Below are 13,260 nucleotides of genomic sequence, written 5' to 3' on the forward strand. Positions count from 1 at the left end.
CTCCAGAACAACAGGTGGATTTTCAGTTTTTAATCATAGACCGAATCAACGCGTTCTAGCGCGCGGCTTTTAACAATAGCCAGATAAATACCGGTGCGCCCATGGTGGCCGTCACCACGCCAATTGGCAGCTCAGCCGAGGCCAGCACCAGACGCGCGACAACATCAGCCAACAGTAACACGATAGCGCCAGCCAACGCGCAGCCCGGCAGTAACACGCGATGATCGGTTAAGCCGCACAGCCGCAGAATATGTGGGATCACAAGCCCAATAAAGCCAATCGCTCCCGCCAGAGCCACGCTTACGCCAACCATCCAGCCCGTGGCGACCACCAGCAGGTTGCGCCAGAACCATAACGGCAATCCCAACTGACGTGCAGAAGTCTCCCCCAGCGCCAGCATATTCATCGGCTGCGACTGACAGCAGATCCACACCAGCACCGGAATCAACGCCACCATGAGCCAGGCCTGATGCCAGTCAACGCCGCCAAAGCCCCCCATCATCCAGTACATTAGCTGTCGCAAATCAAAAGAAGTGGAGAAGTAGATGGCCCATGTCATCAGCGCGCTACAGATAATGCCCAGCGCCACCCCCGCCAACAGCAGACGGCTGGTAGACAAATGACGGCGGGCAAAACGGAGCAGAATAAGCGTGATAATCAGCGCCCCTGCGATGGCGCATAAACCCAACGCCCAGCCAGGGAGCTGCCCCTGCCCCAGCAGCACCGCCGCGATGAGCCCGACTCCCGCGCCATTCGACACGCCCAGTAATCCAGGCTCTGCGAGCGGGTTTTCAAAGAGAGCTTGCATCACTGCGCCAGATAAGGCCAACGCAGCACCAACCAGCAAAACGGCGAGGGTACGGGGAAATCGGATTTGCCAGACGAACAGATCGCCGCGGGCGCTGAACCAGTCGCCGGGGGCGATCCACTGTTCTCCTGCGCATAAGCTAATCACGAGCATGACCAATAGCAACAGCGATAAAGTGCCTAACCAGTATCGGTCTCGCCGACGTTGTAATTGTGCAAAAGGTTGCATGTTTATACTTTTTTTATGGGTTATCTCATTAATTTTACGATGAAAGCAAAAAACATGGAAGGAAGCTCTACCGCAAATGAGGCAATGGCCCAAAACAGCATGAACCTTAGACTTTTGCCTAATGCAATGCTGGCAGCAATACCAGGTAGTAGCTGTCATTATTAATATCGTTTCTGAGATTAAATAAATAACCACAACCGGACAAGATGTCCGGTTGCAGAAGTTTTGTGTGATTGTCTTCTCATCAATACGTAAATATATTGTGTAGTCTTCGTATCATCATAACACCCTCAGGAATTATCTTATGGATATAATTCTTTCACTTATTGCCTGTGCAATTATTGGTTTCATATTTACATTAATAAAACTACCCATTCCAGCCCCTACTGTCTGGCCTGGTGTATTTGGTATCATCGGTGTACTTAGTGGTAATCAGATCTTTAACTATTTATTCAATAAATAAATTCACCAAAAAAATTAACACATAGACAAAATAAACTTATTACATGGACCTCTCATCACATTCATGAAAAGTGAGGATTAGATGCCCTGTCGTTACAAAAAACAGCGTCTTCGCTATATTTTAACACTACTCAAAAAACAAGGAAGTGTAAAAATATCATCTCTTGTTAAGGTACTTGATGTTACGGAAAGAACACTCCGCCGCGACATCAATGACCTTGTAAAAACAGGACATGTCCGCTCATGCTATGGAGGTGCTGTATATAATCACGACAATGCATTCCCATTATATGAGAACAACTCTCTTTATTTGCACCAAAACATCATCATTAACCAATCAAAGTTCGAACGAGAAATATCAATGAACGAAAACAATGGGAAAGTTTACATTCTGGGTTCATTTAATACCGACTTAGTATATCGGCTTCACCGCTTTCCTATTTCAGGAGAAACCACGCGCGCGCTTTTTTCCTGTTGTTTACCCGGAGGGAAAGGCAGCAACCAGGCGATAGCATCCGCACAAGCCAATGCTCGCACTTATTTTACAGTCAAATTAGGTGAAGATGAGTTTTCAACCAAAGCCCAGCATTTTTTAAATGGCGTAGGATTAGAAAAACTAACCATCTTTACCAAAAATGATGCACCAACCGGCAGTGCCGTAGTGATGATATCCGAAGAGGCTGGCGATAATGTAATCGTTATTAATCCAGGGGCTAATCAGGAAATAACGAGTGAAGAAATTATATCCTGTTATGACGAGATAGGCACCGCCAATGTTTTTTTGACGCAGATGGAAAACAATCCTGACGCTACAGCTCAAGCTATTAAGTTCGCACATGCCGCCAGGGTGATGACAATCCTGAATCCAGCGCCATGGCGCAAGGAGGTGACAGACCTTCTCCGCTGGACACACATCCTGACCCCAAACCTCACAGAAGCAGAGGCGATAATTGGCAAGGCTATTCGTACGCCAGACGATATTCGTCAGGCCGCCGAAACCATGCACCAAATGGGACCACAATATATTCTAATTACGTTAGGCAAAGATGGGTGCTGGTTATTTGATGGTTCTACTCACCAACAGTTCCCGGCATATCCCGCAGTTAATATTGATACATCCGGCGCCGGTGATGCATTTAATGGTGCACTCGCTGCTCGACTTGCCTGTGGAGAAAATATTGCCAACGCAATTCATTACGCCTGTGTATTTGCAGCACTGGCCGTAGAGCGTGAAGGCGCAGCCAATATGCCATCCCATGAACTCGTATTAAAACGATTATCTTGTACTAAATACTGATATTTACCCACCACCAAAATAGGGATATAAAATGAAAAAAATCGCCTTCGGGGCTTTATTATCGTGCGTAGCTTTTTCCTCATTAGCTGAACAACAATACGGTTGGGGGAATATACATTTTGACTATCAATCCTGGGATGCCGGTGTTAAAGACCTCGAATATGAACAAGCCTTAATTGGTATTGAGGGAGGTATTGGTTTTGATTGGGGTGAAATGTACGGTTTTTATGATTTTGAAAATATTCTAGATGACGAGGGAAATCAGGGGCAGACTGCGAATGGTGAAATCCATACCTACCTCTGGAAAACAGGTGCCAGCTTATTTACAAAAGTCTATAATTCGCAAAGCCCCAATTTTAAAGAGACGAATCAATTTATTGGGCTTGGCTATACCGACCTGAAAGGCGATGGATGGTGGTTTAAACCCTGGATTGCTCGTCAGTACATTACCGCGCACAGTAATTTTGGCCCAGCTTATGATATTAATGGACTCAATGGTTTCTCAATTGGATGGAACGCTGGTTATGCTTTCAATCTTCTCAACCAGGACTTCTTACTGTCCAATTGGAATGAAATAGAACTTGACCGTAATGATGACTATACCGCTAACAATCATGGTAGCAATGGTTTAAACGGCGGCCTGAATATTACCTGGAAAATCATGCCTCATATATCCACCACATTAATGTATCGGTACTTTTATAACAAACTTGGTGCGGATGGATATGGCGATATTCTCATTTATCGACTGGCCTACGACTTCTAACTTAAGGAACATTAACGATGTTAAGTATCCACTGGCCTGAATTAACTTCAGCGCAGCGTATTACCTTAATTACGCCACCTAAGTATGGCAAAGTGCCTATCGTTATTGACAGCGATACCTACAATGAAATTGACGATCAGATGGCCATTGCCTGGGCATTCTTACACCCGGAGCGCCTCGATCTGCAAGCTGTTTACGCCGCTCCGTTTACCAACCACTATTTTGGTAAAGAGGGCTCGCACACATATGTTGACGATCCCGCAGTAGGAATGCAACTGAGCGTCGATGAGATCTATCGCGTATTTAACAAACTCCCCCGCCGCGAAAACATACCGCAAATATTCCAGGGTTCAACACGCTATCTGAAAGATAGCAACCAGCCGGAGATGTCAGCAGCAGTACAGGATTTGATTAACCGGGCAAGAACGGCTGAGCAAACATTACATGTACTCGCAATCGCCGCGCCGACCAATATCGCTAACGCACTGCTCCTCGCGCCGGACATCGTCACAAAGATTCATGTCATCTGGCTTGGGGGTAACAGTTATGCCTGGAAAGATAATCATGAATTCAACCTGATGCAGGACATTGCGGCGAGTCGGGTACTTTTTGATAGTGGCGTAGCGCTCACCCAAATCCCCTGCTTTGGCGTGGCTAACACTATGGCCTCATCGGTCCCAGAGATGCAGTACTATTTTGCAGAGACCAGCCGCATTGGTAGCTACTTTGCTGAAATTGCCCCGCGATGCCCCTGGATTGGTTTTGCATCCCGCAAAGTCATTTGGGATATCACTACGGTTGGCTATGTCCTGAATCCTGACTGGTTCACCTGTGAATACCGTACATCCCCTTTGATCAATGACAATCTGAGCTGGAGTTTTGATAACCGCCGTCACGTCATTCAGGTCGCAAAATTTATTGAGCGGGATGCTCTCTTTAAAGATCTTTTCCGTAGCATCATTGATGCCGATGAGGGATAAACCATGCAGATACTCATCGTCATACTTGGCATTGTTGTCCTGTTACTCGTTGCCTGGCTATGTTCAGAAAATCGCAAAGCTATCCGGTTTCGCACTGTTGGCGGCGCCTTTGCAATCCAGGCTCTTTTTGCTGCATTTATCCTGTATGTCCCCTTAGGGGAAAAAATCTTACTCGCCATATCAAACAGTCTGTCAGGCATGCTGAACTATTCGTCGGAAGGGATTAACTTTCTCTTCGGTAATCTCGGACAGTTCAAAATGGGGTTTGTATTTGCCGTGCATGTTCTGCCGATTATCATTTTTATGTCAGCATTGTTCTCCGTGCTGTACTACCTGGGCATCATGCAGTGGATTATCCGCCTCATCGGTACGGGTATCCATAAACTGCTGCGCACCAGCCCGGCAGAATCCATGGCTGCAACGGCCAATATTTTTGCGGGCAATACTGACGTCTTCGTCCTGATGAAGCCTTATGCGCCACGCATGACGCGCTCAGAACTGTTTGCCCTCATGACAGGTGGTGTGGCCTCTATCGCAGGCTCAGTGCTGGTTGGCTATGCCAGTATGGGGATCGAAATTCGCTATCTGGTAGCCGCCTCTTTTATGTCAGCGCCAGGCGGTCTGTTAATGGCGAAAATGCTGTTTCCAGAAACGGAACCCGAAAACACTGCCGACGTGTCAGGCGATATGCTTGGTCAAGATGAAAAGCCTATCAACATCGTTGAAGCGGCTACAAATGGCGCGACTATCGGGCTGAAGCTCGCCGCTAACGTGGGGGCAATGCTTCTGGCACTGATTGCATTAATTGCTATGGTGAACGGCTTGTTGGGCTGGTTTTGTGGCTTTTTCGGCTATGGTAACGTCACGCTACAATTTATCTTTAGTTACCTCTTTGCTCCGGTTGCCTGGCTGTTGGGCATTCCCGCTAACGAAGTCTTGCAAATTGGTAGCCTGTTAGGTCAAAAATTGGTGTTGAATGAGTTCGTCGCGTATACCAGCTTTATTCCAATGAAAGACCAACTGTCGGAATATTCGCAGATAATAACGATCATGGCGCTGGCTGGGTTTGCCAATTTGTCCTCTCCTGCTGCATTGATTGGCGTACTGGGGGGGATTGTGCCGGGGAAAAAAAGTTTCATTGCTAAAATGGGGCTTAAAGTGATCCTGGCGGGCACGTTGTCTAACCTGCTGAGCGCAGCACTGACCGGGCTGTTTTTCCTTCTGGCCCACTAAGAAAAAAGGCCGCATTCGCGGCCTTTTTAGTTAGTTCAGATTACTCTTCTTTCGGCGTTGCGTTTTCAACCCGGCTTTTTAACTTCTGTCCGGGTCTGAAGGTCACCACGCGCCGTGCTGTAATGGGAATATCTTCGCCCGTTTTCGGATTACGGCCCGGACGTTGATTCTTATCACGCAGATCGAAGTTACCAAAACCAGAGAGTTTTACCTGCTCACCATTTTCCAGAGCACGACGGATCTCTTCGAAAAACAGCTCGACCAGTTCTTTGGCATCCCGCTTGCTAAGCCCAAGCTTATCAAACAGATATTCTGACATTTCAGCTTTTGTAAGCGCCATAGGTTCAATCCCTCAATGATGCCTGGAATCGCTCTTTTAATGCCTCTACACATTTGGCGACGGTAGCGGCAATCTCCTCTTCTTCAAGTGTACGGCTGGTATCCTGAAGGATCAGGCTGATAGCGAGGCTCTTATAACCCTCCGCAACACCCTTACCGCGGTACACGTCAAACAAGTTTACGCCAACTACCTGATTTACGCCAACTTTCTTACATTCGGATAAAATATCCGCAGCGGGAACGTTTTCAGCCACAACGACCGCGATGTCACGACGGTTCGCCGGGAAGCGAGAAACTTCACGCGCCTGAGGCACCACGCGGTCTGCGAGCTTGTTCCACTCCAGTTCAAACACCAGAGTGCGACCGTTCAGATCCAGTTTACGTTCCAGTTCAGGATGAACAACCCCAATGAAACCAATGCGTTCACCTTTCAGATAAATCGCCGCAGACTGCCCCGGATGCAGTGCTGGATTCGCTTCAGCTTTGAACTGAATATCCGCCAGCTTGCCGGTCAGGTCGAGAACCGCTTCCAGATCGCCTTTCAGATCATAGAAATCAACAGTCTCTTTTGCCAGATTCCAGTGTTCATCATGACGGTTACCGCAGATCGCGCCCGCCAGCATCAGATCCTGACGGATCCCGAGATTGGCCTGCGTGTCCGGTACGAAACGTAAACCCGTTTCGAAAATACGCACGCGGTTTTGCTGACGATTCTGGTTGTACACTACCGTAGACAGCAAGCCGGTCCACAGGGATAAACGCATTGCCGACATATCAATAGAGATTGGGCTTGGCAGTAGCAGCGATTCTTCACCCGGGTGCAGCAGCGACTGGACTTTCGGGTCGACAAAGCTGTAGGTAATAACTTCCTGGTAGCCTTTGTCATTCAGCATGGTTTTTACGCGTTTTAGCGACAAATCCGCTTCACGATGCGTACCCATGATAAGACCCGCCTGAATTGGCGTATTCGGGATATTGTCATAACCGTATACGCGGGCGACTTCTTCGACCAGGTCTTCTTCGATCTCCATATCGAAACGCCAGCTCGGTGCTACCGCTTTCCACTCATCTTGCCCTTCCGTGACATCACAACCCAGACGGCGCAGAATATCGCTCACCTGCTCATCTGCAATATGGTGTCCGATCAGACGATCCAGTTTGCTACGGCGCAGCGTAATGGTTGCGCGTTTTGGCAGCGAGGCTTCGTTCGTCACGTCAATGATTGGACCCGCTTCGCCGCCGCAGATATCGATCAGCAGGCGCGTAGCACGTTCCATGGCTTTATGTTGCAGCGCCGGATCGACACCACGCTCATAGCGGTGAGAGGCATCGGTGTGCAGACCGTGACGACGTGCGCGACCGGTAATAGACAGCGGGCTGAAGAACGCGCATTCCAGCAGGACGTTTTGCGTTTCATCATTCACACCGGAGTGCTCGCCACCAAAGATGCCGCCCATTGCCAGCGCTTTGTTATGGTCCGCAATCACCAGCGTATCCGCATTCAGCTTCGCTTCACTGCCGTCCAGCAATACCAGGGTTTCACCTTCTTTTGCCATGCGGACAACAATCCCGCCTTCAATGCGGTCTTTGTCGAATGCGTGCATCGGCTGGCCTAATTCGAGCAGCACATAGTTAGTCACGTCAACCACGGCATCGATCGAGCGGATGCCGCAACGACGCAGTTTTTCTTTCATCCACAGCGGGGTTGGCGCTTTAACGTTAATGCCTTTCACCACGCGGCCCAGATAGCGTGGGCAGGCTTCCACCGCGTCGACCTGAATCGGCAGGACGTCGCTAATAGTTGCAGCTACTGGCGTTATTTCCGGCTCAACCAGAGGGGCTTTGTTCAGTACAGCAACGTCACGTGCCACACCGATAATGCCTAAGCAGTCGGCGCGGTTCGGAGTGACGCTGATTTCGATAGTATTATCGTCAAGCTTCAGGTATTCACGGATATCGGTACCAATTGGTGCATCGACAGGCAGTTCGATAATACCGTTGTGATCGTCGGAAATGCCCAGCTCGGAGAACGAGCACAGCATGCCTTCAGACGGCTCACCGCGCAGTTTCGCGGCTTTGATTTTGAAATCGCCCGGCAGAACGGCTCCAACGGTTGCTACAGCCACTTTCAGCCCTTGACGGCAGTTTGGCGCACCACAGACGATATCCAGCAGGCGGTCGCCGCCGACATTCACCTTGGTGACGCGCAGTTTGTCAGCGTTAGGATGCTGAGCGCACTCAACCACTTCGCCCACTACAACGCCGTTGAACGCGCCAGAAACAGGATCCACACCGTCAACTTCCAGACCCGCCATCGTGATTTGGTTTGACAACGCATCGCTATCAATCGCCGGGTTTACCCATTCGCGTAACCACAGTTCACTGAATTTCATTGTTTTATCCTGCCTTTATTTAAACTGTTTGAGGAAACGCAGATCGTTTTCGAAGAAAGAACGCAGATCGGTTACGCCGTAACGCAGCATGGTCAGACGCTCCATACCCATACCGAATGCAAAGCCAGAGTAGATTTCCGGATCGATACCGACGTTACGCAGCACGTTCGGGTGAACCATTCCGCATCCCAATACTTCCAGCCATTTGCCATTTTTACCCATCACATCGACTTCCGCAGAAGGTTCGGTGAACGGGAAGTAGGAAGGACGGAAACGAACCTGCAGGTCTTCTTCAAAGAAGTTGCGCAGGAAATCATGCAGCGTGCCTTTCAGGTTGGTGAAGTTGATGTTGGTATCAACAATCAGCCCTTCCATCTGATGGAACATTGGGGTGTGCGTCTGATCGTAGTCGTTACGATATACGCGGCCCGGAGCGATAATACGGATCGGCGGCTGTTTTTCTTTCATAGTGCGGATCTGCACGCCGGAAGTCTGCGTACGCAGCAGACGCGTCGCATCAAACCAGAAAGTGTCGTGGTCAGCGCGCGCCGGGTGATGGCCAGGAATGTTCAGCGCATCGAAGTTATGATAGTCATCTTCGATTTCCGGACCGGTTGCCACGGTAAAGCCCAGCTCACCAAAGAAACTTTCAATGCGATCGATAGTCCGCGTTACCGGATGCAAACCGCCGTTTTCGATACGACGCCCAGGCAAGGAGATATCGATCGTTTCTTCAGCCAGACGAGCATTCAGCGCGGCATTTTCTAATTCGGCTTTACGCGCGTTCAGCGCTTGCTGAACCTGCTCTTTGGCTTCGTTTATCACCGCACCTGCTGCCGGGCGCTCTTCTGCCGGCAGTTCACGCAGGGTAGTCATCTGAAGGGTCAGGTGCCCTTTCTTGCCCAAATATTCGACGCGGACATTGTCTAACGCGGCAACATCTGAAGCCTGGTTAATGGCGGCCGTTGCACTGGCAACCAGCTCTGCGAGATGTGACATGGTTTTCCTCGTTATGTTGCGATATTCACTAGTCGCTCGTATATACACAAAATCATTCTGGCTGAGTCAAGACAGCAGTAGAGCGCTAATCCTCAGACAAATATGTGACTGGGGTAAGCGACTGCAGCCAACGCAGAGGCAGCCTGAAGGATAACGTGTATAAAAAAAGCCTCCACCAGGGAGGCTTTTAGGCGCTGTTTTCCGTTTCTTCTTTCACGCGCAAGCCTCCTGAGTTCAGGTGCTAAAGTAAAAGAAGAAGCGGAAAATAGCAGCATTCATGCTTGCGTTACCTTGTGTGGTAAAAACCGGACAACCTTTATTGAAAAGGCTTACGGATAAATTGTCAACCAATTGATTGCACTACAAATAAAAGAGAGGGAGCCAGGCTCCCTCTTTTCACCGGCTTATGCCAGAGCTGCTTTCGCTTTTTCGACCAGAGCGGTGAACGCTACTTTGTCGAATACTGCGATGTCAGCCAGGATCTTACGGTCGATTTCAACAGAGGCTTTTTTCAGGCCGTTGATGAATTTGCTGTAAGAAATACCGTTCTGACGTGCTGCTGCGTTGATACGCGCAATCCACAGTTGACGGAACTGACGCTTTTTCTGACGACGGTCACGATAAGCGTACTGACCAGCTTTGATAACAGCCTGGAAGGCAACGCGGTATACGCGAGAACGCGCACCGTAGTAGCCTTTAGCTTGTTTCAAAATTTTCTTGTGACGTGCACGGGCAACTACACCACGTTTTACGCGAGCCATATGTGCTCTCCTGTATCTATATTCTTAGTAAAAAAATTAATTAAACGTTAACGGCTTATGCGTACGGCAGGCACGCGATAACCAGACCCAGATCGCCTTTAGAAACCAGGCCTTTTGGACGCAGGTGACGTTTACGCTTAGTAGATTTTTTGGTCAGAATATGACGCAGGTTTGCGTGCTTACGCTTAAATCCACCACCACCGGTTTTTTTGAAGCGCTTAGCAGCACCGCGTACGGTCTTAATTTTTGGCATTTTAATAACTTCCACTTCGCATTGTTAATAAACGAAACGTAGGCGAACAACGGCTGTGGAACCCGCAGGCTCCACAGACATTGCTACTTGAAGGCCTTACTGTTTCTTCTTAGGAGCGAGCACCATGATCATCTGGCGGCCTTCGATCTTCGTAGGGAAGGATTCGACTACTGCCAGTTCACTCAGATCGTCACGGACGCGGTTGAGCACTTCCATACCGATCTGTTGGTGGGCCATCTCACGACCGCGAAAACGCAGCGTGATCTTAGCCTTATCGCCATCTTCCAGAAAGCGTACCAGGCTGCGGAGTTTTACCTGGTAATCGCCATCGTCGGTGCCAGGACGGAATTTAATTTCCTTAACCTGGATAACTTTTTGCTTTTTCTTCTGTTCCTTAGAAGACTTACTCTTTTCATAAAGGAACTTGCCGTAGTCCATAATACGACAAACTGGCGGTTCGGCGTTAGGGCTGATTTCAACTAAATCTACTCCAGCTTCTTCAGCTTTTTCGATCGCTTCTCTCAGACTCACAATACCCAAAGCTTCGCCTTCCAGACCTGTTAAGCGAACTTCCAGGGCGCGAATCTCGCCATTGATACGATTCGGACGTGCCGTTTGAACTCGTTTTCCGCCTTTAATACCTTATTCCTCCAGTTGTTGAAGACTGCGGCTGCGAATCTCTTGTTGCAGCTTCTCAATCACTTCATTTACGTCCAGGCTGCCCAAGTCTTTGCCACGACGGGTGCGCACGGCAACTTTGCCTGCTTCTACCTCTTTGTCGCCACAGACCAACATGTAAGGGACACGACGTAAAGTGTGCTCGCGGATTTTAAAGCCAATCTTCTCATTTCTCAAGTCTGCTTTTACACGAATACCCGCATTTTGTAGTTTCTGCGTTAATTCGTTGACGTATTCAGACTGTGAATCGGTGATGTTCATGACGACAACCTGAACTGGCGCAAGCCAGGTCGGGAAGAAGCCAGCGAACTCTTCGGTCAGGATACCGATGAAACGTTCCATCGACCCAAGAATTGCGCGGTGAATCATAACCGGCACCTGACGCTCGTTGTTTTCGCCAACATAAGAGGCGCTTAAACGGGACGGCAGAGAGAAGTCCAGCTGTACAGTACCGCACTGCCATGCACGATCGAGGCAGTCATACAGGGTAAATTCAATTTTCGGACCGTAGAATGCGCCCTCACCCAGTTGGTACTCAAACGGGATGTTGTTTTCTTCCAGCGCAACGGCCAGGTCAGCTTCAGCACGGTCCCACATTTCATCGCTACCGATACGTTTTTCGGGGCGAGTGGACAGTTTGACGACGATTTTCTCGAAGCCAAAGGTGCTATACATATCGTAGACCATACGAATGCAAGCGTTAACTTCATCACGGATCTGCTCTTCTGTACAGAAGATATGTGCATCATCCTGAGTGAAGCCACGAACACGCATCAGGCCATGCAGCGCGCCTGACGGCTCATTACGGTGGCAGCTACCAAACTCGGCCATACGCAACGGCAGATCACGATAGGATTTCAGACCCTGATTGAAGATCTGCACGTGGCCCGGGCAGTTCATGGGCTTAATGCAGTATTCACGGTTCTCAGAGGAGGTCGTGAACATCGCATCTTTGTAGTTATCCCAGTGACCTGTTTTTTCCCACAGCACGCGGTCCATCATGAACGGACCTTTAACTTCCTGATACTGGTATTCTTTCAGTTTTGAGCGAACAAAGACTTCCAGTTCACGGAAGATTGTCCAGCCATCATTGTGCCAGAACACCATACCCGGCGCTTCTTCCTGCATATGATACAGGTCAAGCTGCTTACCGATTTTACGGTGGTCGCGTTTGGCCGCTTCTTCCAGACGTTGCAGGTAGGCACTCAGGGCTTTTTTATCGGCCCATGCAGTACCATAAATACGCTGCAGCATCTTGTTATTGCTGTCGCCACGCCAGTATGCCCCTGCGGTCTTCATCAGTTTGAAGTGATGACAGAAACGCATGTTCGGCACGTGCGGGCCACGGCACATATCGACATATTCTTCATGATGGTACAAGCCAGGCTTGTCATCATGGGCAATGTTTTCATCAAGAATGGAGACTTTATAGGTCTCGCCACGCTTCACGAAGGTTTCACGCGCTTCGTACCAGCTGACTTTCTTCTTAATGACATCGTAGTTTTTCTCAGCGAGCTCGTGCATCCGCTTCTCGAGCGCGTCGACATCTTCCTGGGTTAGCGTACGGTCAAGATCGATATCGTAGTAAAAACCGTTATCAACAACCGGTCCGATCGCCATTTTGGTGTGCGGCCAGAGTTGTTTGATCGCGTGCCCTAACAGGTGCGCACAGGAGTGACGAATGATCTCCAGACCTTCTTCATCCTTCGCGGTGATGATGGAGAGCTTCGCATCATGCTCAATCAGATCGGAAGCATCTACCAGCTCACCGTCAACACGGCCAGCAATAGTGGCTTTCGCAAGACCTGGACCGATGTCCAGCGCAACATCCATGGGGCTTACAGCGTGGTCGTAATGGCGTTGGCTGCCATCAGGAAGAGTAATAACAGGCATGTTATATCCTTATTTGCAGTGGTGACCCACACGTAAGATCACATACAAAGATTCAATATTTAAAATCATCAAAAAGGTGTGGGCTGATTCCCGCTTCACTCTGCGAAATATGTCACTGGTCGCCTTAATGGCTACACTGGACCTACACCCGCTTTTTGATAACACCGTTT

General features: G+C 49.2%; 14 protein-coding genes and 1 other annotated feature. Of the genes, 5 read left to right on the forward strand and 9 right to left on the reverse strand.

The window, feature by feature from the left end; translation table 11 throughout:
- Positions 1–55: 55 nt before the first annotated feature.
- Positions 56–1,036: a vitamin B12 ABC transporter permease BtuC gene (gene btuC, locus HVZ39_RS14395; RefSeq protein ID WP_032931198.1), complete on the reverse strand. Its 981-nt coding sequence runs from the start codon at positions 1,034–1,036 to the stop codon at positions 56–58.
- Between the two features lie 304 nt (positions 1,037–1,340).
- Between btuC and HVZ39_RS14400 the strand changes: the two genes are divergently transcribed.
- The 5 genes from HVZ39_RS14400 (at position 1,341) to HVZ39_RS14420 (ending at position 5,774) form a co-directional block, all read left to right on the forward strand.
- A complete protein-coding gene (locus HVZ39_RS14400; protein WP_181632595.1) occupies positions 1,341–1,499 on the forward strand; it encodes a DUF1427 family protein in 159 nt (52 codons plus the stop codon).
- Between the two features lie 81 nt (positions 1,500–1,580).
- Entirely contained in the window at positions 1,581–2,795 is a 1,215-nt protein-coding gene (locus HVZ39_RS14405) for a PfkB family carbohydrate kinase (RefSeq protein WP_181632596.1), read from the forward strand.
- A gap of 31 nt (positions 2,796–2,826) precedes the next feature.
- Positions 2,827–3,561, forward strand: coding sequence for an outer membrane protein OmpK (locus HVZ39_RS14410; RefSeq protein WP_016152869.1), 735 nt, complete (start codon positions 2,827–2,829; stop codon positions 3,559–3,561).
- 17 nt (positions 3,562–3,578) lie between these two features.
- Positions 3,579–4,541, forward strand: a complete 963-nt coding sequence (locus HVZ39_RS14415; protein WP_181632597.1) for a nucleoside hydrolase — start codon at positions 3,579–3,581, stop codon at positions 4,539–4,541.
- Positions 4,542–4,544: 3 nt separating this feature from the next.
- Positions 4,545–5,774, forward strand: a complete 1,230-nt coding sequence (locus tag HVZ39_RS14420; protein WP_047358884.1) for a NupC/NupG family nucleoside CNT transporter — start codon at positions 4,545–4,547, stop codon at positions 5,772–5,774.
- Positions 5,775–5,814: 40 nt separating this feature from the next.
- Here the strand turns inward: HVZ39_RS14420 and ihfA are convergent, their stop codons facing one another.
- The 8 genes from ihfA to thrS all read right to left on the reverse strand — a co-directional run bounded on the left by ihfA (position 5,815) and on the right by thrS (position 13,090).
- The gene (ihfA, locus tag HVZ39_RS14425) at positions 5,815–6,114 is read right to left on the reverse strand and encodes an integration host factor subunit alpha (RefSeq protein WP_003030571.1); all 300 of its coding nucleotides are present in this window, start codon (positions 6,112–6,114) and stop codon (positions 5,815–5,817) included.
- Positions 6,115–6,118: 4 nt separating this feature from the next.
- Complete coding sequence (pheT, locus tag HVZ39_RS14430) at positions 6,119–8,506, reverse strand: phenylalanine--tRNA ligase subunit beta (RefSeq protein ID WP_181632598.1); 2,388 nt, start codon at positions 8,504–8,506, stop codon at positions 6,119–6,121.
- A gap of 15 nt (positions 8,507–8,521) precedes the next feature.
- Positions 8,522–9,505: a phenylalanine--tRNA ligase subunit alpha gene (gene pheS, locus HVZ39_RS14435; protein ID WP_016152865.1), complete on the reverse strand. Its 984-nt coding sequence runs from the start codon at positions 9,503–9,505 to the stop codon at positions 8,522–8,524.
- A gap of 159 nt (positions 9,506–9,664) precedes the next feature.
- Positions 9,665–9,789, reverse strand: a sequence feature (Phe leader region).
- Positions 9,740–9,784 (reverse strand): pheST operon leader peptide PheM, encoded by a 45-nt coding sequence (pheM, locus tag HVZ39_RS26440; protein ID WP_001386830.1) that lies wholly within the window; start codon positions 9,782–9,784, stop codon positions 9,740–9,742. (Overlaps the previous feature by 45 nt.)
- A 120-nt stretch (positions 9,790–9,909) precedes the next feature.
- Complete coding sequence (gene rplT, locus HVZ39_RS14445; protein WP_003030578.1) at positions 9,910–10,266, reverse strand: 50S ribosomal protein L20; 357 nt, start codon at positions 10,264–10,266, stop codon at positions 9,910–9,912.
- A gap of 55 nt (positions 10,267–10,321) precedes the next feature.
- Positions 10,322–10,519, reverse strand: coding sequence for a 50S ribosomal protein L35 (gene rpmI / locus HVZ39_RS14450; protein ID WP_003030583.1), 198 nt, complete (start codon positions 10,517–10,519; stop codon positions 10,322–10,324).
- 96 nt (positions 10,520–10,615) lie between these two features.
- Positions 10,616–11,158 carry a translation initiation factor IF-3 gene (infC, locus tag HVZ39_RS14455; RefSeq protein WP_048997935.1) on the reverse strand — a complete coding sequence of 181 codons (543 nt, stop codon included), beginning with the start codon at positions 11,156–11,158 and terminating at the stop codon, positions 10,616–10,618.
- Between the two features lie 3 nt (positions 11,159–11,161).
- A complete protein-coding gene (gene thrS, locus HVZ39_RS14460) occupies positions 11,162–13,090 on the reverse strand; it encodes a threonine--tRNA ligase (RefSeq protein WP_016152864.1) in 1,929 nt (642 codons plus the stop codon).
- Positions 13,091–13,260 lie beyond the last annotated feature (170 nt).

Origin of the sequence: Citrobacter sp. RHB35-C21 (assembly GCF_013816515.1) — a bacterium.
GTDB classification, from domain to species: domain Bacteria; phylum Pseudomonadota; class Gammaproteobacteria; order Enterobacterales; family Enterobacteriaceae; genus Citrobacter; species Citrobacter braakii.

Bases quoted from the DNA above. Each gene is read 5' to 3' on its own strand.
- ihfA (WP_003030571.1), bottom strand. From the start codon at position 6,114: ATGGCGCTTACAAAAGCTGAAATGTCAGAATATCTGTTTGATAAGCTT.
- HVZ39_RS14420 (WP_047358884.1), top strand. From the start codon at position 4,545: ATGCAGATACTCATCGTCATACTTGGCATTGTTGTCCTGTTACTCGTT.
- HVZ39_RS14400 (WP_181632595.1), top strand. From the start codon at position 1,341: ATGGATATAATTCTTTCACTTATTGCCTGTGCAATTATTGGTTTCATA.
- pheS (WP_016152865.1), bottom strand. From the start codon at position 9,505: ATGTCACATCTCGCAGAGCTGGTTGCCAGTGCAACGGCCGCCATTAAC.
- pheT (WP_181632598.1), bottom strand. From the start codon at position 8,506: ATGAAATTCAGTGAACTGTGGTTACGCGAATGGGTAAACCCGGCGATT.
- thrS (WP_016152864.1), bottom strand. From the start codon at position 13,090: ATGCCTGTTATTACTCTTCCTGATGGCAGCCAACGCCATTACGACCAC.
- HVZ39_RS14410 (WP_016152869.1), top strand. From the start codon at position 2,827: ATGAAAAAAATCGCCTTCGGGGCTTTATTATCGTGCGTAGCTTTTTCC.
- HVZ39_RS14405 (WP_181632596.1), top strand. From the start codon at position 1,581: ATGCCCTGTCGTTACAAAAAACAGCGTCTTCGCTATATTTTAACACTA.
- HVZ39_RS14415 (WP_181632597.1), top strand. From the start codon at position 3,579: ATGTTAAGTATCCACTGGCCTGAATTAACTTCAGCGCAGCGTATTACC.
- rplT (WP_003030578.1), bottom strand. From the start codon at position 10,266: ATGGCTCGCGTAAAACGTGGTGTAGTTGCCCGTGCACGTCACAAGAAA.
- rpmI (WP_003030583.1), bottom strand. From the start codon at position 10,519: ATGCCAAAAATTAAGACCGTACGCGGTGCTGCTAAGCGCTTCAAAAAA.
- btuC (WP_032931198.1), bottom strand. From the start codon at position 1,036: ATGCAACCTTTTGCACAATTACAACGTCGGCGAGACCGATACTGGTTA.